At 64.5% G+C, this 20,318-nt stretch carries 16 protein-coding genes and 7 tRNA genes; 17 read left to right on the top strand and 6 right to left on the bottom strand.

The window, feature by feature from the left end; translation table 11 throughout:
- The first annotated feature begins 50 nt into the window (after window positions 1-50).
- Window positions 51-3,050 carry an EAL domain-containing protein gene (locus tag DIS04_RS04585; protein WP_218938123.1) on the top strand — a complete coding sequence of 1,000 codons (3,000 nt, stop codon included), beginning with the start codon at window positions 51-53 and terminating at the stop codon, window positions 3,048-3,050.
- A gap of 23 nt (window positions 3,051-3,073) precedes the next feature.
- Here the strand turns inward: DIS04_RS04585 and DIS04_RS04580 are convergent, their stop codons facing one another.
- Window positions 3,074-3,355: a hypothetical protein gene (locus DIS04_RS04580; RefSeq protein WP_111412504.1), complete on the bottom strand. Its 282-nt coding sequence runs from the start codon at window positions 3,353-3,355 to the stop codon at window positions 3,074-3,076.
- 126 nt (window positions 3,356-3,481) lie between these two features.
- Between DIS04_RS04580 and pdxB the strand changes: the two genes are divergently transcribed.
- The gene (gene pdxB, locus DIS04_RS04575; protein ID WP_111412503.1) at window positions 3,482-4,624 is read left to right on the top strand and encodes a 4-phosphoerythronate dehydrogenase PdxB; all 1,143 of its coding nucleotides are present in this window, start codon (window positions 3,482-3,484) and stop codon (window positions 4,622-4,624) included.
- Window positions 4,625-4,665: 41 nt separating this feature from the next.
- Here pdxB and htpX read toward each other — a convergent pair whose 3' ends face one another.
- The 4 genes from htpX to msrB all read right to left on the bottom strand — a co-directional run bounded on the left by htpX (window position 4,666) and on the right by msrB (window position 8,438).
- Window positions 4,666-5,565 (bottom strand): protease HtpX, encoded by a 900-nt coding sequence (gene htpX, locus DIS04_RS04570; protein ID WP_111412502.1) that lies wholly within the window; start codon window positions 5,563-5,565, stop codon window positions 4,666-4,668.
- A gap of 125 nt (window positions 5,566-5,690) precedes the next feature.
- Window positions 5,691-6,923 carry a pyridoxal phosphate-dependent aminotransferase gene (locus DIS04_RS04565; protein WP_111412501.1) on the bottom strand — a complete coding sequence of 411 codons (1,233 nt, stop codon included), beginning with the start codon at window positions 6,921-6,923 and terminating at the stop codon, window positions 5,691-5,693.
- A gap of 64 nt (window positions 6,924-6,987) precedes the next feature.
- Window positions 6,988-7,968 carry a ribosome biogenesis GTPase YlqF gene (gene ylqF, locus DIS04_RS04560; protein WP_111412500.1) on the bottom strand — a complete coding sequence of 327 codons (981 nt, stop codon included), beginning with the start codon at window positions 7,966-7,968 and terminating at the stop codon, window positions 6,988-6,990.
- Between the two features lie 68 nt (window positions 7,969-8,036).
- On the bottom strand, window positions 8,037-8,438 hold the full coding sequence (gene msrB, locus DIS04_RS04555) for a peptide-methionine (R)-S-oxide reductase MsrB (protein WP_111412499.1): 402 nt from the start codon (window positions 8,436-8,438) through the stop codon (window positions 8,037-8,039).
- A gap of 152 nt (window positions 8,439-8,590) precedes the next feature.
- On the opposite strand from msrB, the gene DIS04_RS04550 reads away from it, so the two are divergent.
- The 13 genes from DIS04_RS04550 (at window position 8,591) to DIS04_RS04490 (ending at window position 13,971) form a co-directional block, all read left to right on the top strand.
- A tRNA-Glu gene (locus DIS04_RS04550) sits at window positions 8,591-8,666 on the top strand.
- Window positions 8,667-8,713: 47 nt separating this feature from the next.
- Window positions 8,714-8,788: transfer RNA gene (locus DIS04_RS04545), tRNA-Gly, on the top strand.
- Window positions 8,789-8,828: 40 nt separating this feature from the next.
- Window positions 8,829-8,904: transfer RNA gene (locus tag DIS04_RS04540), tRNA-Glu, on the top strand.
- A 58-nt stretch (window positions 8,905-8,962) separates the two neighbouring features.
- Window positions 8,963-9,037, top strand: a tRNA-Gly gene (locus tag DIS04_RS04535).
- Between the two features lie 101 nt (window positions 9,038-9,138).
- Window positions 9,139-9,214: transfer RNA gene (locus tag DIS04_RS04530), tRNA-Glu, on the top strand.
- A 44-nt stretch (window positions 9,215-9,258) separates the two neighbouring features.
- Window positions 9,259-9,333, top strand: a tRNA-Gly gene (locus tag DIS04_RS04525).
- A 241-nt stretch (window positions 9,334-9,574) separates the two neighbouring features.
- Entirely contained in the window at window positions 9,575-10,537 is a 963-nt protein-coding gene (locus tag DIS04_RS04520) for an ABC transporter ATP-binding protein (RefSeq protein ID WP_111412498.1), read from the top strand.
- Window positions 10,534-11,307 carry an ABC transporter permease gene (locus tag DIS04_RS04515; RefSeq protein WP_111412497.1) on the top strand — a complete coding sequence of 258 codons (774 nt, stop codon included), beginning with the start codon at window positions 10,534-10,536 and terminating at the stop codon, window positions 11,305-11,307. Before DIS04_RS04520 ends, DIS04_RS04515 begins: the two co-directional genes overlap by 4 nt.
- Window positions 11,304-12,137: an NADPH-dependent 7-cyano-7-deazaguanine reductase QueF gene (gene queF, locus DIS04_RS04510; protein WP_111412496.1), complete on the top strand. Its 834-nt coding sequence runs from the start codon at window positions 11,304-11,306 to the stop codon at window positions 12,135-12,137. Before DIS04_RS04515 ends, queF begins: the two co-directional genes overlap by 4 nt.
- Window positions 12,138-12,229: 92 nt before the next feature.
- Window positions 12,230-12,790, top strand: a complete 561-nt coding sequence (locus DIS04_RS04505; protein WP_111412495.1) for a nitroreductase family protein — start codon at window positions 12,230-12,232, stop codon at window positions 12,788-12,790.
- 4 nt (window positions 12,791-12,794) lie between these two features.
- Complete coding sequence (locus DIS04_RS04500) at window positions 12,795-13,298, top strand: YiiD C-terminal domain-containing protein (protein WP_111412494.1); 504 nt, start codon at window positions 12,795-12,797, stop codon at window positions 13,296-13,298.
- 106 nt (window positions 13,299-13,404) lie between these two features.
- A tRNA-Ser gene (locus DIS04_RS04495) sits at window positions 13,405-13,492 on the top strand.
- A 248-nt stretch (window positions 13,493-13,740) separates the two neighbouring features.
- Window positions 13,741-13,971, top strand: coding sequence for a hypothetical protein (locus DIS04_RS04490; protein ID WP_245904481.1), 231 nt, complete (start codon window positions 13,741-13,743; stop codon window positions 13,969-13,971).
- A gap of 46 nt (window positions 13,972-14,017) precedes the next feature.
- Here the strand turns inward: DIS04_RS04490 and DIS04_RS04485 are convergent, their stop codons facing one another.
- Window positions 14,018-16,018: a DEAD/DEAH box helicase gene (locus tag DIS04_RS04485; RefSeq protein WP_111412493.1), complete on the bottom strand. Its 2,001-nt coding sequence runs from the start codon at window positions 16,016-16,018 to the stop codon at window positions 14,018-14,020.
- Window positions 16,019-16,265: 247 nt separating this feature from the next.
- Between DIS04_RS04485 and DIS04_RS04480 the strand changes: the two genes are divergently transcribed.
- On the top strand, window positions 16,266-19,634 hold the full coding sequence (locus DIS04_RS04480; protein ID WP_111412492.1) for a helicase-related protein: 3,369 nt from the start codon (window positions 16,266-16,268) through the stop codon (window positions 19,632-19,634).
- The gene (locus DIS04_RS04475; RefSeq protein ID WP_111412491.1) at window positions 19,631-20,299 is read left to right on the top strand and encodes a DUF4391 domain-containing protein; all 669 of its coding nucleotides are present in this window, start codon (window positions 19,631-19,633) and stop codon (window positions 20,297-20,299) included. Before DIS04_RS04480 ends, DIS04_RS04475 begins: the two co-directional genes overlap by 4 nt.
- The last annotated feature ends 19 nt before the right edge of the window (window positions 20,300-20,318 follow it).

Here is a 20,318-nt window from a genome sequence, read left to right as displayed (position 1 = left end):
GGTATTGACAACAATCACCAGTCATGGGCCCGAACGCACAGGGGGTGGACATGAGGGCACCGCAACGAAGGCGGTGGCAGGACACTGCCCTGTGCGGTTGGTTGTTGCTGGGCCTTGTCGCCCCCGGGCAGGGGGCCGCGGAGCCGGGCGGGATAGGGCTGACCGAGGAGGAGCGCCGTTTTCTGGACGAGAACGAACCGATCGTGTTCGTCAGCCAGAGTCGCTATCCCCCCTTCGAATTCCTCGACGGCAACGACGAGCGGCACGGCATGATGGTGGAACTGGCCCAGTGGATCGCCACCGAGGCCGGGTTCCACGCCCAGCTGACCGATACCCACTTCCAGCAGGCGCAGGAGCGCGTGCTGAGCGGCGACGCCCATGTCCTGACGAGTCTCTTCCACAGCGAGGCCCGCGACCGGCGCTTCGATTTCACCCAGACGGTGTTCGAGGTGCCCGCCGCGATCTTCGTCGCCGTGGAGCGCCCCGACATCGCCCTGGCCGAGGACCTCGACGGCAAGCGTGTCGCCACCCAGCGCGGCGACTATGCCCAGGAGTACCTGGCCTCGCGGGATATCGAGGTCGAGCTGGTCGAGACCGACGACTTTGCCAGCGCGGCGCGCGCCGTGATGGCGGGCGACGCCGACGCCATGGTGGGCGACGAGCAGATCGTCTTCTACTACCTCTACAGCAGCGGCCTGCAGGGATCGATGAAGCGGGTCGGGGAGCCGCTCTATGTCGGGCTCAACGCCATGGCGGTGGCGGAGGGCAACGCGCTGTTGCAATCGATCCTCGACAAGGGGATCGACCATGCCCGCGCCAGCGGAACGCTCGACCGGCTGAGCGAGAAGTGGGTCGGCGCCGAGCTGCCCGGCAGCGAATTCGACTGGCGTAGGTATTGGCCCTACGGGGCCGGGCTGGCGCTGCTGGTGGCCCTGATCGTGGCCTGGAACGTCAGGCTGCGGCAGGTGGTCAGGCGCAAGACCGCGGAGCTCCGGCTCGTTGCCAGCGTGTTCAGCCACGCCCGGGAGGGCATCGTCATCACCGATGCCAAGGGCGACATTCTCGAGGTCAACGAGGCTTTCACGCGCATCACCGGCTATCGCCGGGACGAGGCCCTCGGCAGGAATCCGCGCTTTCTCCAATCGGGCCGTCAGGAACGGGGCTTCTACCAGGCCCTGTGGCGGGAACTGCTGGAGAAGGGGGCCTGGGAGGGCGAGATCTGGAACCGGCGCAAGAGCGGCGAGACCTTTCCCGAGCTGCTCACCATCTCGAAGGTCTGCGACAGGCAGGGCCGGATTTCGCACTTCGTGGCCGTGTTCACCGACATCAGCCGGCATAAGGACTACGAGCGACAGCTGCAGAACATGGCGTTCTTCGACAGTCTGACCGAGCTGCCGAACCGGATTCTGCTGTCCGACAGGCTGCGCCAGGCGATGCTGGCGGCGCGGCGCAGCGGCTGCAAGGTGTCGTTGGCCTACCTCGACCTCGACGGCTTCAAGGAGATCAACGATCGCCTGGGCCACGATGTCGGCGACCGGGTGCTGGTGAGGATCGCCGAACGCCTGACCTCGGCCCTGCGTGAGGCCGATACGGTGGCCCGGCTGGGGGGCGACGAGTTCATCATCGTGCTGCCGGAACAGAGCGATGTGGCGAGCGTGGCCCGGCTCATCGCGCGCCTGCTGCGTCGCATCGCGGAGCCGATCGAGATCGAGGGGGACAGCCTCTACGTTTCCGGCAGCATCGGCGTGGTGCATTTCTCGCCCGAGGACGAGATCGAGCCCGAGCAGCTCATCCGCCAGGCGGACCAGGCCATGTACCAGGCCAAGCAGGCGGGCAAGAACCGCTTCCACATCTTCGATGCCGAGCACGATCGGGCCGTGCGCGGGCATCACGAGAGCGTCGAGCGCATTCGCGAGGCCCTGGCCCATGACGAGTTCGTGCTCTACTACCAACCCAAGGTCAACATGGCCAGCGGCGAGGTCGTCGGCGTCGAGGCGCTGGTCCGCTGGCAGCATCCGGCACGGGGGCTGCTGGCGCCGGCCGCCTTCCTGCCGGTGATCCAGCAGCACCCCCTTGCCATCGACCTGGGCGAGTGGGTGCTGGCCCAGGCGCTGGGCCAGTTCGAGACCTGGGCCAGCGCCGGCATCCGGCTACCGGTCAGCGTCAACATCGATGCCATCCACCTCCAGCAGGCCGATTTCGTCGAGCGTCTGCGCCGCGAGATCGCGCGACATCCCAGCGTGACGCACGGCGACCTCATGCTCGAGGTGCTCGAGACCAACGCGCTCGAAGACGTCGCCCATGTGGCGAGCGTGATGAAGGCATGCCGGGCGTTTGGCGTCGAATTCGCGCTGGACGACTTCGGTACCGGCTATTCGTCGCTGACTTACCTGCGCCATTTCCCCGCCAGCATGCTCAAGATCGACCGCAGCTTCGTCCACGACATGCTCGACGATCCCGAGGACCTGACGATTCTCGAAGGGGTGCTCGGGCTCGCCGTGGCGTTCCGCCGGGATATCCTCGCCGAAGGCGTGGAGACGCTGCTGCACGGGCGCTTGCTGCTGGCGATGGGCTACCAGCTGGGGCAGGGCTACGCCATCGCCCGGCCCATGCCGGCGAAGGCGATACCGGCCTGGCTCGAGTCGTGGCGCCCCGACCCGGCCTGGCGCCATCGTGAGCGCGCCCGGCCGGAAGAGCTGCAGGCCATCTATGCCCTGGTCGACCATCGCGCCTGCGCGGCGGGGCTGCTGCGCTACCTGAAGGGCGAGCGCAGCGAACCGCCCGCGGTGAGCTGCCGCAAGAGCCGGCTGGAGCAGTGGCTGTCCGCCCTGGATGGCTCGCCGGTCAAGGGGGGCGAGCATACGGCGCGCATCGCGGCGCTCTGTGCGGCCTACGACCGGCTTGCCGAGGAGGCACTGGAACTCAAGGCGCACGAGGACGACGAGCAGGTCAAGCAACATGCACGGAGGATGGAGGGGGTGAGCGAGGAGCTGCTCGGCCTGCTGCAGTACTGGATCGATGCCAGCGAATCCGTGCGCGAAGACCTGTAGCGGGCAGCCCGCCCCACGCCGCCCTAGAGCGAATCCAGCAGCGAGAGCTGGCGCACCGCGGCCTGGCCTTCGGCGCTCTCGGCGTCCACTTCCAGCACCTTGCGCAGGCCACGGGAGGACTGGATCGTGGCCTCGTCGCCGAGCCACATCAAGGCCTGGTCGTGATCGTCGGCCAGCATGTGCTTGAGCCCGCCGAACTGGGTGCCGATCTGCCCCCAGGCGCGGCTGAAGATCCAGTCGCCGAACATGTCCTGGTGAATGTGCACCAGCACGTAGTCGTGTTCACTTTCCCAGCGGACGATCACGAAGGCTCCACAAGCATCGGGGCGCGGCCGGGCGGCAGCGCGTTGGGTTCGTGCGGTATTGTAAGGTTTCACGCCGACGGCACAAGTCACGCCGGCGGCCCTTGTCACTTTTCCACAGGAGGGAAGATGCGAATACTCGTCGACGCCAACGTTCCCGGTGCCGAGGCCTGCTTCGGCCCGCTGGGCGAGGTGATACGCCGCCCGGGGCGCGAGATCGCTCCCACCGACCTGCACGACGTCGAGGCCCTGGTGGTGCGCTCGATCACCCGGGTCGATGAAGCGCTGCTGGCCGAGGCGTCGCGGCTGCGCTTCGTGGGTACCTGCACCATCGGTACCGATCATGTCGACACCCGGGCCCTGGCCGAGCGCGGCATCGCCTTCGCCAGCGCCCCGGGCTGCAACGCCGAGGCGGTGGTCGACTACGTGCTGGGCAGCCTGCTCACCTTGGCCGAACGTCAGGCGTGGTCGCTCGCCGAGCGCCGCGTGGGGATCGTCGGCGTGGGCAACGTGGGCGGTCGGCTGCGGGCGCGGCTCACCGCCATGGGCATCGAGTGCCTGGCCTGCGACCCGCCTCGCGCCGAGCGGGAGGGCAGCGCAGGCTTTCACGACCTCGAGACGCTGGTCGACGCCTGCGACGTGCTCTGCCTGCATACCCCGCTGGTCCGCGAGGGCCCGCATACGACGCGCCATCTGCTCGATGCCCGGCGCATCGCCGAACTCGCCCCCGGCATGCTGCTGCTCAACGCCGGGCGCGGCGACTGCATCGACGGCCAGGCGCTGCGCCAGCGCCTGGCCGGGCAGGGCGACATTTCGGCGGTGCTCGACGTGTGGGAAGGCGAGCCGGCCATCGACCCGGCGCTGCGCGACCTCGCGGAACTGGCCACGCCGCACATCGCCGGTCACAGCCTCGACGGCAAGCTGCGCGGTACGCACCAGATCTATGCGGCACTCTGCCATCATCTGGGCTTGCCGGCCCGGCTCGGCCTGGGCGACCTGCTGCCGGCGCCCCCCGTATCCCGGCTAGCGCTCGAGGGCGGGCTGAGTCAAGACGAGGCCCTCAGGCTCTGCCTGCGCACGGTGTACGACGTGCGCCGCGACCACGACAGCCTGCTGCGCGAGAGCCGCCGGTGCGGCATGGCCCAGGGCTTCGATGCCTGCCGCACGCACTACCCGCTGCGCCGGGAACTCTCGACGCTCACGGTCGAACTGGGCGAGGAAGCCGTGCCCCATGCCGCCTGGCTGCAGGGGGCGGGGCTGAACCTGGCCTGACGGCCTCCTCGGTCGCAACCCCGGCAACGCGAAGGGATCGCTCAACGGTAGGCGGACTCCTTCAATGCGCGGATACGGTCGTCCAGCGGCGGGTGGCTGGCGAACAGCCGCTCCATGATCTTGCGCGTCTGGCCGGCGTTGATGCCGAAGGCGGTCAATGACTCCGGCATCTGGTTGGGCATGTCGCTCTCGGCCTTGAGGCGGGCCAGTGCGTTGATCATCGCTCCGGTGCCGGCGAGCTGGGCGCCTGCCGCATCGGCGCGGTACTCGCGGAAGCGCGAGAACCAGGCGACGATGGCCGAGGCGATCAGGCCGAAGACGATCTCGGCGACGATCACCACGGCGAAGTAGCCCATGAAGCCGAGCCCCGCGCCTTCGTTGCGCGAGCGCAGGAAGTTGTCCACCACATGGGCCACCACGCGGGCGAAGAACATCACGAAGGTGTTCACCACGCCCTGTATCAGCGCCAGGGTGACCATGTCGCCGTTGGCCACGTGGCCGATCTCGTGGGCCAGCACCGCGCGCACCTCTTCCGGGCGCATGCGGTTGAGCAGGCCGGCGGAGACGGCCACCAGCGCATCGTCCTTGTTCCAGCCGGTGGCGAAGGCGTTGGACTGCTGCGCCGGGAAGATGCCGACCTCGGGCGTCTTGATCCCGGCCTGCTGGGAGAGTTCGGCCACGGTGTCGAGCAGCCACTTCTCGGTGGCGTTGCTCGGCTGCGTGATCACCACCGTGCCGGTGCCGCGCTTGGCCATCCACTTCGACAGGAACAGCGAGATCATCGAGCCGGCCATGCCGACGACGAAGCAGAAGATCAGCAGGGCGTTGAAGTTCATGCCCTGCTCGGTCAGGTAGCTCTCCACCCCGAGCAGGCGCAGCGTGATGCTGGCAACGACTATCACCGCCAGGTTGGTGCCCAGGAAGAGCAGTATTCTCATCATCGTCAGGAGTCTCCGGTGGCAAGGGGCGGGCCGCCGTGGCGGCCCCTGAAAATCTGCTGAATTAGATACGGCCCGTTAACGGAGGTTTCAAGTCCGCTCTGAAAAAAACCGCTGCGCTCCGGCGGTTACTGGCGATAGCGCGCCAGGAAGCGGGCGAAGCGATCCAGGGCGTCACCGAGCTGGTCGGCCCAGGGCAGGGTGACGATGCGCACGTGATCCGGCTCCGGCCAGTTGAAGGCGGTGCCCTGCACCAGCAGGATCTTCTCCTGCAGCAGCAGGTCGAGCACCAGCTTCTGGTCGTCGTGAATGGGGTAGACCTTGGGATCGAGCCGGGGGAAGGCGTAGAGCGCGCCCTTGGCCTTGGTGCAGCTCACGCCGGGAATCGCGTTGAGCTTGTCGAAGGTGATGTCGCGCTGGGCCAGCAGCCGGCCGCCGGGCAGGATCAGGTCGTTGATCGACTGGTAGCCGCCGAGCGCCGTCTGGATGGCGTGCTGGGCCGGCACGTTGGCGCACAGGCGCATCGAGGCGAGCATGTTGATGCCCTGGAGATAGTCGCGCGAGCGCTGCATCGCCACGCTGCCCGAGAGGATCATCCAGCCGGAGCGGAAGCCGGCGCAGCGGTAGCTCTTGGAGAGCCCGTTCATGGTCACCACCAGCTGGTCCTCGTCGGCCAGCGCCCCGGTGGAGACGTGTTCGGCGTCGTCGTAGAGGATCTTGTCGTAGATCTCGTCGGAGAACACCACCAGGTCGTGCTCGCGGGCGATGGCCAGCAGCTCGCGCACCACCTCGGGTGGGTAGACCGCGCCGGTGGGGTTGTTGGGGTTGATGATCACGAGGGCGCGGGTGTGGCCGGTCACCTTGGCGCGCACGTCGGCGATGTCGGGCGCCCAGTCGGCCTGCTCGTCGCAGCGGTAGTGCACGGCGTGGCCGCCGGCGAGGTTGGCGGCGGCGGTCCACAGCGGGTAGTCGGGCGCGGGGATCAGGACCTCGTCGCCATCGTTGAGCAGCGCCTGCAGGGCCATCACGATCAGCTCCGAGACGCCGTTGCCGATGTAGATGTCCTCGATGCCGACGCCCGGAATCTCCTTGCGCTGGCACTCCTGCATGATCGCCTTGCGCGCCGAATAGAGTCCCTTGGAATCGCAGTAGCCCTGGGCGGTGGGCAGGTTGCGCATCACGTCCTGGAGGATCTCCTCCGGCGCCTCGAAGCCGAACGGCGCGGGGTTGCCGATGTTGAGCTTGAGGATGCGCTGGCCTTCGTCCTCCAGCCGCTTGGCGTGCTCGAGCACGGGGCCGCGGATGTCGTAGCAGACGTTGTCGAGCTTGTGCGATTTCCTGAACAGGGGGGGCGTGTCCATGGGGTGTCCGAGATTCCAGTGGTGTCCGGTGGCTCCGGTCAGGCGCGCCGCCGGAACTCAGTGATTATGCTGAAGTATCGTCAGCGCCGCTATCGTTGTTCGCGAAGGCGGCGTTCGCTTCCTCGTGCTCGGCAGGGAGCGGGATGTCGGCCGGTGTCTCCAGCGTCAGGCGGCCCAGCTTTCCGTCGCGCAGTTCGTGCAGCAGCACCTCGGCGCCGCGGTGCAGGTCGACTTCGCCACCGGGGCGCAGGCCGCCGCGGCGGCGGGCGATCTCGCTGAGGATCGCATGGCCGTCGAAGCCGGCCACGGCGAGCAGGTCGAGACGCCGGGGCCCGTCGGCCTCGACCCGCTCCGCCTCGGGGTGGGCGGCGTAGGGCGGCAGTTCGGCCAGCTTGTAGCGGGCCTTGAGCGCCTCGGGGTAGCGCCGGGCCAGTTCGGCGGCGGTGACCACGGCGACGTCGACGTAGTCGATGGCGGTATCGCGGATGGCGCCGGTGGCCGCCAGGCGGTAGGCGCTGGCCTGGTCCTCGATCTTGGGCCACAGCACCCCGGGGGTGTCGATCAGCGCCACGCGGCCCGGGATACGCACCTTCTGCTGGCGCTTGGTCACCGCCGGCTCGTTGCCGGTCCTGGCGATGGCCTTGCCCGCCAGGCCGTTGATCAGGGTCGACTTGCCGACGTTGGGGATGCCCATCACCATCACCCGCACGTCGCGGTCGGCGCGCACCTGCCCGGCCAGTTCATGGCACAGCTTGGGGATGCGCTTGAGCTCGCGGGCATTGGTGGTGGTCACGGCCAGCGCCCGGGTGTCGGGCTGCGCATCGAAGTGGGCGACCCACTCGCGGGTGCGCTCCGGGTCGGCCAGGTCGGCCCGCGAGAGGATCTTCAGCACCGGCTTGTGGCGGGTCAGGCCGGCGAGCATGGGGTTGGCGCTGGAGTAGGGAAGGCGAGCGTCGAGCACCTCGATCGCCACGTCGATCTCCGGCAGCGCCTCCTGGATCTGGCGGCGCGCCTTGTTCATGTGTCCCGGGTACCAGCCGAGCATGTGCCACTCCTGCAAACCTGACGAGGCCGCCCATCATAGCAGAAGGGCGGCCTCGGCAGGGCAGGGGGCTATTCGCCGGGGTGGAAGGCGATGGCCACCGAGTTGATGCAGTAGCGCAGCCCGGTGGTTTCGGGCGGGCCATCGGGGAAGACGTGCCCCAGGTGGGCGTCGCAGTGCGCGCATACCACCTCGGTGCGGCGCATGCCGTGGGACTCGTCGAAGCGCTCCTCCACGGCGGCCTGGCCGAGCGGGCGGTCGAAGCTGGGCCAGCCGCAGTGGGCTTCGAACTTGTGCTCGTTCTCGAACAACGGGGCATTGCAGCACACGCAGTGGTAGATGCCGTGCTCCTCGCTCACCTGATAGTCGCCGCTGAAGGGCGGTTCGGTGCCCTGCTGACGGGTCACACGGTACTGCTCCGGCGTCAGCTGGGCTCGCCACTCGGCATCGCTCTTCTCGATCTTCTTACGCATGGCCTCTCTCCTGCTGGTGCGGGTCTTGCTCAGTCACTCCATAGCTTGGCTGTTTTCCATGGCTTCGGCCAACCCAGGCCGACAGTTGACAGCTTCGGGGGGCTTGAGTAACATTCGCGCCACCTCGTTGAGGCAGAGAGCGAGACGGCTGCGTCCCATTCGTCTAGTGGTCCAGGACACCGCCCTTTCACGGCGGGAACAGGGGTTCGAACCCCCTATGGGACGCCACTCGTTTCACGCTCGTTTCGACAGGTACCGGAGTGCAGGACCGAAGTGCGGGAATAGCTCAGTGGTAGAGCATCGCCTTGCCAAGGCGAGGGTCGGGAGTTCGAATCTCCTTTCCCGCTCCAAATTCTGTTTCGGCAGAATGCGCAGGTTCGCTCCAGCTGCGTCCCATTCGTCTAGTGGTCCAGGACACCGCCCTTTCACGGCGGGAACAGGGGTTCGAACCCCCTATGGGACGCCATCTTCCGGTTGCATCCGCCATGGCGGCTGCTGCGTTGTTGGCATAGACTTTCGTGCGTGCGGGAATAGCTCAGTGGTAGAGCATCGCCTTGCCAAGGCGAGGGTCGGGAGTTCGAATCTCCTTTCCCGCTCCAAATCCTGTTTCGGCAGGTGAGTAGGTCAGGTGAGGGTCGGGAGCTGGTGCGCCAGCCCGGTCGATCTCCTTTCCCGCTCCAGCGCACTGTCTGGCTGCTGCGTCCCATTCGTCTAGTGGCCCAGGACACCGCCCTTTCACGGCGGGAACAGGGGTTCGAACCCCCTATGGGACGCCACCTTTCGGTTATACTGCATGGCAGGCACGACCGAGGCCGATCAAGCGGGAATAGCTCAGTGGTAGAGCATCGCCTTGCCAAGGCGAGGGTCGGGAGTTCGAATCTCCTTTCCCGCTCCATTTTTTACCTATCTCGAAGATGCCAAGGCTCGGGCCGGAAGCCGGGGCGCCGGACCGTCGAATCTCCTTTCCCGCTCCAAATTCTTCTGCACCCATCAAGGTGCCAAGGCTCCCTTCTCACACTCTTCGATGACCTTGCCCATGGGTGGGGTACGCTGCGTTTTTCCCGGCCGCGACTTGAAAAATCCCTTCGCGCCCTAATGTTCAGAACTCGTTTACCATCCCAACGCAAGGATGTCTCATGGCCGAACCGGCGCTGTCGATTCGTGGCCTGACCAAGGTCTACGGCAACGGCTTCCACGCCCTCAAGGGCATCGACCTCGACGTCGAGCAGGGCGACTTCTTCGCCCTGCTGGGGCCCAACGGGGCCGGCAAGTCCACCACCCTGGGGGTGGTGTGCTCGCTGGTGCAGAAGACCGCCGGCCAGGTCTCGATCTTCGGCATCGACATCGACCGCGACTTCGCCCGCGCCAAGTACCACCTGGGCGTGGTGCCCCAGGAGTTCAACTTCAACCAGTTCGAGAAGGTCCTCGACATCGTGCTGGCCCAGGCGGGCTACTACGGCATGCCGCGGCGCGAAGCGCTGCCGCGGGCCGAGCGGCTGTTGAAGGACCTCGGCCTGTGGGACAAGCGGGGCGGCAGCGCACGCATGCTCTCGGGCGGCATGAAACGCCGGCTGATGATCGCCCGCGCGCTGATGCATCGGCCCAGGCTGCTGATTCTCGACGAGCCGACCGCCGGCGTCGACATCGAACTGCGCCGCAGCATGTGGGAGTACATGCGCCGCATCAACCGCGAGGAGGGCACCACCATCATCCTCACCACCCACTATCTCGAGGAGGCCGAGAGCCTCTGTCGCAACGTGGCGATCATCAACCACGGCGAGATCGTGCGGAACACCAGCGTGCGCGGCCTGCTCGCCGAGCTCGACACCGAGACCTTCCTGCTCGACCTGGCGCATCCGGTGGCAGAGGCCCCGGCGATCGAGGGCTTCGAGGTCAGGCAGGTCGACAGTGCCCAGCTGGCCGTGGTGGTGCACCGCGGCCAGCGCCTCAACGACGTGTTCACCGCGCTGGGCGAGCGCGGCATCGAGGTGGTCTCCATGCGCAACCGTGCCAACCGGCTGGAGGAGATGTTCGTGTCGATGGTGGAGCAGGGCAGCGACGCACGTGCCAGGGCCGAGCAGGTAGAGGTGGGCCAATGAACCCCGCACAGGTCGCCATTGCCCTCTGGACCCTGGTCGTCAAGGAGATCAAGCGCTTCACGCGGATCTGGCCGCAGACCCTGCTGCCGCCGTCGATCACCATGGCCATGTACTTCATCATCTTCGGCAGCCTGATCGGCTCGCGCATCGGCCAGATGGACGGCTTCAGCTACATGGACTTCATCGTCCCCGGGCTGATCATGATGGCGGTGATCACCAACAGCTACTCCAACGTGGCCTCGAGTTTCTTCTCCAACAAGTTCCAGCGCAGCGTCGAGGAGATGATGGTCTCGCCGATGCCCAACTGGGTGATCCTGTCGGGCTTCGTGCTGGGCGGCATGGCGCGCGGGCTGGGCGTGGGCCTGATCGTAACGCTGGTGTCGCTGTTCTTCACCCGCATCAGCGTGGCGCACCCGCTGCTGACCGTCGGTGTGGTGGTGCTCACCGCGGCGCTGTTCTCCATTGGTGGTTTCATCAACGCGCTGCTGGCCAACAAGTTCGACGACGTCTCCATCGTGCCGACCTTCGTGCTCACGCCACTGACCTACCTGGGCGGGGTGTTCTACTCGATCTCGCTGCTGCCGACTTTCTGGCAGAACGCCTCGCTGCTCAACCCGATCCTCTACATGGTCAACGTGTTCCGCCACGGCTTCCTGGGGGTTTCCGACATACCGGTGGGCTGGGCGCTGGCCGCCATCGTTGCTTTCATCATCGTGCTCTTCACCGTCGCCCTGTGGATGCTGGAGCGCGGCAAGGGGATACGTTCATGACACATCGCCCCGATACGCTCGAGCACGCCCCGCTGGGGCGCGAGTCCGCCTACCCGGAACACTACGATGCCGGGCTGCTCTATCCCATTCCCCGCGCAGCCAACCGCACGCCGCTGGGCATCGAAGCGGGCAGGCTGCCCTTCGTCGGCGAGGACGAGTGGCACGCCTTCGAGGTGAGCTGGCTCAACCCGCGCGGCAAGCCGCGGGTCGCCGTGGCGCGCTTCCGCCTGCCGGCTGAATCGCCCCACCTGATCGAGTCGAAGTCATGGAAGCTCTACCTCAACGGCTTCAACCAGACCCGCTTCGACAGCCGCGAGCAGGTGATCGAGACCCTCGAGCGCGACCTGGCGAAGGCGGCCGGCGCCCCGGTGGCCGTCGAGCTGTTCGATCTCGATGACCCGGCGCTGGCAGTCTGCCGGCTGCCCGGCGAGTGCCTCGACGACCTCGATATCGAAATCGACGCCTACATACCCAGCGCCGAGTGTCTCACGGTCGGCGAGGAGATCGTCGAGGAAACGCTCTATTCGCACCTGCTCAAGTCCAACTGCCCGGTCACCGGCCAGCCCGACTGGGGCAGCGTGCTGATTCGCTATCGCGGCCCCAGGCTCGAGCGCGAGGGCCTGCTGCGCTACCTGATCGGCTACCGCCAGCATCAGGACTTCCACGAGCACTGCGTCGAGCACATCTTCATGGACCTGATGGCCCGCGCGAAGCCCGAGCGCTTGCTGGTGCTGGCACGCTACGTGCGCCGTGGCGGGCTCGACATAAGCCCCTGGCGCGCCACCCCTGGCGAGCGCCCGCCCGAGCCGCTGCGCCTGTCGAGGCAGTAGGCCTGGCGAGCCCCTCGGCCCGGCACGACAGCAAGCGGGGCAGCTGGTAGAGTTTGATCGATCTCTTTCGACGACTTGGCATGGGAAATGGTATGGACGCAATGACCCTGTTGCACCAGCGCAGTTCGATGGGCAAGTTGACCGGCCCGGCACCGAGCCCCGAGCAGATGGAAGCGATCTATCGCGCCGCACTGCGCGCGCCGGATCACATGGAGCTGCGCCCTTGGCGCTTCATCGAGTTCACAGGCGAGGGGCTCGAGCGGCTGGGCGAACTCTTCGCCGAGGCCGAGTACCGCGAGGACCCGAGCATCGAGGATGCCGCCCTGGACGCCGCCCGCAAGAAGCCGCTGCGTGCGCCGATGATCATCGCCGTGATCGCCAAGGTCACCCCCGACGTGGACAAGGTGCCGAAGATCGAGCAGGTGATCTCCGCCGGCTGTGCCGGCCACGCCATCCTGCTCGCCGCCCATGCCCTCGGGCTCGGCGCCATGTGGCGCAGCGGCAAGTACGCCTTCGATCCCACGGTGCGCAAGGGGCTCGGCCTGGAGGAGGAAGACGAGCTGATCGCCTACCTCTACCTGGGCCAGCTCGGCGGGCGTCACAAGCCCATCGCCGAGCACCGTATCAGCGACTTCGTCGAGCGCTGGACCTGACGCCATGCGTGAAGTCGGCGTTCCCCATCCGCGCCTGCCGCTGCCCGTCCCCGGCGAGCGCGACGACCCGCAGGCCTTCCTCGCCTGGCTGAGTGATGCCATCCCCATGGTCGAACACCTCGGCATCCGCGAGATGCGCTGGGAAGGGGAGCGCCTGGTGTGGGAACTCTCGCTCGTGCCCAACCTCAACGACAAGGGCACCGGCTTCGGCGGGGCGCTCACCGCCCAGACCACCCTGCTGGGCTGGTGCTGGACCACGCTATGGCTGCGCCAGTGCGGCCATGCCCGCGACGTCGTGGTGGCCGAGGCCCGCCAGCGCTTCCTGGCCCCCGTTACCGGCGACTACCGCCTGACCTGCGTGCCCGAGAGCGAGCAGGGCCCCGAGACGCTGGCGGAGCGCCTGGCGAGCCGCGGGCGCGGTCGTATCGCTCTCGTTCAGCAGCTCTGGTGCGGCGACACCCTATGCCTGGAAGCCCACGGCGACTACGCCGTGCTGCCCGTCTCCTGACGGTGGCGAAAGCCGAAAACCGGCTTGCAAACGCGTACTTAAGCCGTTAGACTTTGCGCCGTTCTGACGCACAAGGGCACTGCCCCAGGTGGAAGAACCACAATGTGGAGGGGTGTCCGAGTGGTCGAAGGAGCACGCCTGGAAAGTGTGTAAGTCGAAAGGCTTCGAGGGTTCGAATCCCTCCCCCTCCGCCACGAGATTTTAAAGGGGAATCAGCTATTTATGCTGATTCCCCTTTCTCGTTTTTGCCCTTGGGAAAGGGTTTGGAACAATCCTGGGAATGGTCAGAGTTCGAGGAGCTTCTCTATCATCGCTGGGACGTCCTGGCCGTCGCCGCGGATCCATTTGCCGTAACGTTGCTGGACCATGTTGTTCGTCGCGTGGCAGACATGGTTTGAGATCTAGTGCAGCGGCACCACGCCCAGGTAGATCATTTTCCGCCATGCAAGAGGCCCGGGTTTCGGGTTACCGCCAGATCACTGATGCCGCTACGGGCGGTGAGCGAGATCAGTACCTCTACAGCGTCAAGGTCTCCCGTGCCCAATGGGAGAAGATCCACTTCGATAAACTGGATCAGGTCGACCCGGTTGCCGCCATGGAGATTTTCGCGCTGCGCCGTGACATGACCAAGACCGGCATCTTCCGCGACATCAATCCATTCAAGCTGGTGTGATTAGCTCCAAGCACCGCCTGCCTGGTGATCATGAAAAAGTCTGCCGTTATCCACCATTGATGATCTGAAGCGCGTATTCTGTCTCCTCTCCATCTCGATGCCGTATGGCCTTCAAATAACGATCGCGTATCCCGGTGGGCTCAATGATGATCTGGCTGCCATTTTTCAGCGTCAGGCGGTAGAGCTTCCCCTTGATCTGATCGATATTGTGCTCCCCAACTGGCGCATATTCGTTTATATCAGATGCCTCGATATAATTTTCCGCATATTGAGGTGGCTTGGGCTTAGTAACAGCGTGCGCGGCCTTGATAAAACGACAGTTCAGGTCGGACTCATGTGCCAAAATGACCAACCTGGCCTTGGCACGGCTGAAAGCTACGTTGATCATCTCCTTTGATAGCGTCTCGGTCAGGAAGCGATTGCTGCCGGAGAGATTGATTACATCCAGAATGACTGTGTGGTACTCCTGACCTTGTGCTTTATGTATCGTCGAGCAAGGTATGGTCGAGATGCCTGATTTTCTAGTCGTTTCACGAATCAACCTCAGCTGCGAGTGCAGTGGTGCCAGAATCACGGCATCCGAGCCAAGCGCCTCACGCTCTTCAGCCAGGGTCTGGTAGATCTCGACAGCCTTGTTGGCCGAGGCCATCCTGACTTCACCCATGAACCGCTTCATCCAGCGCGATGTTTCTTCGACAAAGATCACTTCAATCGGCTTCGCGTGTTTCTCGCTGACTAGCTTACGTTCCATGAACCAGGCTTTGCGTTTTTTTCCTCTGCCTGTGTGTTCGTTGACCAGACGACCTACGTAAAATTGCTGGCTGACTAACTCGCATATCTTCTTCACCATCCTGTTTTGCTCGTTGAGCTCAACGATGGCGTCCTGGGGAAATTTCTCTCGTTTGCTGAAGATCGACTTGCCTATCCAGCGCTTCGCTTGCGTATTCTGGTGGGCCACGCAGACTGGTGGCAGCTGCCGGTCATCGCCGCAGAACAGGTAGCGCTTGCCCAATGGCAACAGGGCGATGGTCTGGTAGAGCGAAACCTGACTGGCCTCATCGAAGACCAGCCAGTCGAAGCCAGCCTTCAGCAGCTGCTCAAAACGGAAGCTAGCACTGGAGGCAGTGGTGGCCACCAGCGGAAGCTTGTTAATCAGGGCGCGTGTATGATCATCGATCTCCTGGCGCACATTGTTATACTGGGTTAGCCAGGCATCGTAAGCTGCGGCATCCTTCTGGTCGGGCTTCTTCTTTTCCAGCGTTTTCAGCTTTTCCGTCAATTTCTGGCTGGAAGGCAGCAGGTGCTCGCGGCCTTCGTAGCGGCCCATTGCGAAATTGCTGCCGATCCGCACACACCGCTCGTTGCGCTTCCTGTCTCCCAGCTTCTCAAGTGCCGCGTCTACCTTGACGATAGCGTCATCCACAGCGGCATTGCTGTTGGAGAGCAGCAACACCCGCTGATTGGGCTCATGCAGCAGGAACTGGGCGATGATCGCCGCCAGACTGAAGGTCTTGCCAGTGCCTGGCGGCCCGATTAACAGAGCGTGGCTAAGGTAGGGCAGGCGCAAGGCGTCCTTTTGGCGCTCACGAAGGGGCAGGGCATCGGGAAGGGGAAGCTCCTTTCTACCCTGGTTGGGCTCCACGCGGCTGGTCAGCCCCTTGAAGATCGTCAGCCCCGCTTCCTCATGATCCGGCGAGTAGTATATCTTACGCACTGCCTTGATAAAGTCAGGCGGGTAGATACGCAGGCGGGCGTCCACCTCCGGTAGTTCGCCCTGAATGCCCGTCAGGTGCAACTCGTTATCTTCAGGGAAGACGGAGAGTACGCGGGCTTCGCCATTGCGCCCCCCCTCCAAGGGCCACCAAGCGCTGGCGGCTTCCATGCTTTCGCTCAAGGTATCGCTGCTACGTTGCTCATCGTCGGCGGCAACTTTTATGGTAGCAAGCCGGCTGTTGATCCGTGTGGCCCTGGCCACCTTGAAGATGTATGTGCTGCGCTGCTTTTCCTGCTCGACGGCGATGGCCTCGCGAATTTCCGTCAGATGCATGCCCAGCCCTTCTGTGTGGTCTTATGACTCCCTTCTATCAGGCGTGAACCACACGCCTCAAGTATTCTTTGGTGCTGGACGTTTTCAGTAAGTTTGGCTGGGCGCACGAAGAGCATGCAGCTTGCTGTAGTTCAATGAGCCGCTGCGCTTCATGATACTAAGCCCTTGCTATAAGCTTGAGGCCATTGCTCAACCAGAATGACGAGACCGCCCTCAGGCGGCCAGGTAACCGCAGGGGAGCCGTACCATGGAGATCATCGACAACGTCAGCCGACTGCTCGGCGACGATCTGAAGGACACCCTGCGCCCTGGTGCCCGGCTCAAGATCGCGGCCTCCTGCTTCTCGATCTACGCCTACGAGGCGCTCAAGGATGAGCTGGAGGCGCTGGACTCGGTCGAGTTCATCTTCACCTCACCCACCTTTGTTCCTGACCAGGCGAGCGACAAGTTCCGCAAGGAGCACCGTGAGTTCCACATCCCCAAGGCGGAGCGCGAGCGCAGCGTCCACGGCAGCGAGTTCGAGATTCAGCTCAAGAACAAGCTGACCCAGCGGGCCATCGCCCGCGAGTGCGCTGACTGGATGCGCCGCAAGGCCCGCTTTCGCTCCAACCGTGGCCAGGCGGCCATGCAGCCCTTTGCCGGCGTTGCAGCCCAAGGCGGCGACACCGTCTACATGCCCCTGCAGGGCTTCACGGCGGTGGACCTGGGCTACCAGCAGGGCAACGCGGTCTCCAACTTCGTTACCCGCTTCAGCGAGCCGGGCCACACCTCTCAGTTCATGGCCCTCTTCGACCAGCTGTGGCAGGACGAAGAGAAGCTCGAGGATGTGACCGAACGGCTGCGCGAGCATATCGCCTCGGTCTACCGGGAGAACCCGCCGGAGCGGATCTACTTCCTGATGCTCTACCACATCTTCCACGAGTTCCTGGAAGACATCAGCGAGGACGTGCTGCCCAATGACCGCACCGGCTACCAGGACAGCGTCATCTGGCAGAAGCTGTTCAATTTCCAGCGCGACGCGGCCACCGGCGTTATCAACAAGCTGGAGACCTACAACGGCTGCATCCTGGCCGACAGCGTAGGGCTCGGGAAGACCTTCACCGCCCTGGCGGTCATCAAGTACTACGAGCTACGCAACCGCTCCGTGTTGGTGCTATGCCCCAAGAAGCTCGCCGATAACTGGCTGACCTATAACCGCAACCTGACCACCAACGTGCTGGCCCAGGACCGCCTGAACTACGACGTGCTCTGCCATACCGACCTGCAGCGCACCCGTGGGGAATCCTTCGGCATGCCGCTGGATCGCGTGAACTGGGGCAACTACGACCTGGTGGTAATCGACGAGTCGCACAACTTCCGCAACAACGACGTCTACAAGGATCGCGAGACGCGCTACCAGAAACTGATGAATCAGGTGATCCGCGCGGGCGTGAAGACCAAGGTGCTGATGCTCTCGGCAACGCCGGTCAACAACCGCTTCAATGACCTGAAGAACCAGCTGGCCTTGGCCTACGAGGGCGAGGCCGAGAACCTGACTCGCCATCTCAGCGGCGCCAAGGACATCGAGGGCATTTTCCGCCGCGCCCAGGCCACCTTCAACGAGTGGTCGGCGCTTCCACCGGAGAAGCGCACCACGGGCGCGATCCTGCAGGCGCTGGACTTCGACTTCTTCGAGCTGCTGGACAGCGTCACCATCGCCCGCTCACGTCGGCATATCGAAACCTTCTACGACACCAGCGATATCGGCAGCTTCCCGGAGCGCCGCAAGCCGCTCTCGTTTCACTGCCCCCTCACTCACCGAACCGATGTGATCGGCTTCAACGAGATCTTCCAGCAGCTCTCCCAGCTCAAGCTCTCCGTCTACGCCCCGATCAGCTACATCCTGCCCAGCCGCCTCAAGAAGTACGAGGAGATGTACGACACCGAAGTGTCCAGTGGAGGCGGTAGCTTCAAGCAGGTGGACCGGGAGAAGAGCCTGCAGGCCCTGATGACAACCAACCTGCTCAAGCGCCTGGAGAGCTCGGTGGCGGCGTTTCGCTTGACCCTGGAGGGGCTGCAGGATAGCTACACGACCATCCTGGATAAGATCGAGGCCTTCAAGAAGACTGGGCGTTCGGAGAGCTTCGCGGATATCACCGGGTCCTTCGAAGACGCTGACCCCGACGACGACAGCATTCCCATGCCCGGCGATACCACGGTGGGCAAGAAGGTCCAGATCAGCCTGGAGGACATGGACCTGCCGTCCTGGGAGCATGACCTGAGCACCGACCTGGTGTGGATCGAGCTGCTGCTGGAGGAAATGGCCAAGGTCACCCCGTCCGACGATGCCAAGCTGCAGCACCTCAAGACGCAGATTGCCAGCAAGCTGGCCTCGCCGATCAACCCCGGCAACCGCAAGGTAATGATCTTCACCGCCTTCGCGGACACCGCCAAGTACCTCTACGACAACCTGGCGCCGGTACTGCTGGAGAGCCAGGGCGTGCACACCGGCCTGGTGACCGGCAGCGAAGCCCCGAAATCCACCATCGGCGCCATGCCCAGCAGCCGCCAGCATTATGACTTCCAAGGCCTGCTGACGCTGTTCGCCCCGCAGGCCAAGAGTAAGGCCATGGTATACCCCGGTGAGCCCCGCGAGCTGGACATCCTGATCGGGACCGACTGCATCTCGGAAGGCCAGAACCTGCAGGACTGCGACTACCTGATCAACTATGACATCCACTGGAACCCGGTGCGCATCATCCAGCGCTTCGGGCGCATCGATCGCATCGGCTCGCCCAACGCCAGCATCCAGCTGGTTAACTACTGGCCGGACATCAGCCTGGACGAGTACATCAACCTCAAGGAGCGCGTCGAGAACCGCATGGTGATCGCCGACGTCACCGCCACCGGCGACGACAATGTGCTCAATGCCCAGTCCAACGATGTTGCCTACCGGCGCGAGCAGCTGCGTCGGCTACAGGATGAAGTGGTGGAGATGGAAGACCTCAAGTCCGGCGTGTCGATCACCGACCTCGGCCTGAATGAATTCCGCATGGACCTACTGGGTTACATGAAGGAGAACGGCGACCTGAGCCGTATCCCCAACGGCCTGCATACCGTGGTACCGGCCCGGCCCGAGAGGGGCCTGCAGCCCGGGATCATCTTCACCCTGCGCAACCTCAATCAGCGGGTAGGGCACCATGGCAGTGGCCTGCAGCAGCAGAACCGCCTGCACCCCTTCTACCTGGTCTATATCAGCCATACCGGCGAAGTGATCAGCGACTACACCGAGGTCAAGCGCCTGCTCGATCTCGCCCGCACCGCGTGCAAAGGGCTGGTCGAGCCCGTCGAAGCCGTCTATCGGCCCTTCAACGAGGAAACCCACGATGGCCGGGAGATGCACGCCTATTCAGCGCTACTGGATCAGGCCATCCGCTCGATGATCGAGGTGAAGGAAGACAGGGACATAGACAGCCTGTTCAGCGGCGGCGAGACCACGGCGCTGGTCGATACCATCGAAGGGCTAAACGACTTCGAGCTGATCACCTTCGTCGTCATTCGTGACGCGGGTTCGACCATAGACACAGGTATGGAGCGCCATGCGGCCAGCAGGGATAGCGAGAGTAAAGCACCATGACGGTACCGCTCTACCAGTACCCTGCCAAGGCGCTGCTCGGTCGTGTGGTGGCCAAGCAGCGCATTCTTGCGCATGTGAGGGCCACCGCCAAGCTCAGGGAGCGCCTGCGGGATGAGGTCGGCCAGATCACCTGGCATGCCAAGCTAGCTCATAGCACGCTTAATCTGCCTGGCACCGACGATGTGCCGGAGCTGCAGGTCTTCGTGATCACCCTCAAGGGCGAGGACCTACACCGAGACGTGCTGCGGGCCATCGACCGCGCCATTCCCTTTCCGATCCTGTTCGAGCTAAACGGCGCCCGCGGCATCCGTGTCACCGCCGCCTACAAGCGGCCCAGCCAGGCCGATCCCAGTAAATGGGTGCTGGATGATCACTACGCCAGCAGCGACTGGCTGTCAACTGAGACGCCGCGACAACCGTTGCCAACAGCCATCGACCTGAAGCAGCTCTACCAGCAGCTGCTGCGCAGCCTGCTTCCCGAACCGGCGCGGCAGGGCGAAGCCTTGCCGGATCAGCTGGAGCGCTTGAGGGCCCTGGAAGCCCTCAAGAAAGACGCGGCCGCCCTCGAGAAGCGCCTGCGCAACACGAAACAGTTCAACCGCAAGATCGAGATCAACGCCGAGCTGCGCTCGATACGCGAGAAAATTGCCGACTATGACACCTGATCACGACCACAGAGGTCCG

It is taken from the genome of Billgrantia lactosivorans, from assembly GCF_003254665.1.
GTDB lineage: Bacteria > Pseudomonadota > Gammaproteobacteria > Pseudomonadales > Halomonadaceae > Halomonas > Halomonas lactosivorans.
This window is presented reverse-complemented; position numbering and strand designations above follow the sequence as displayed.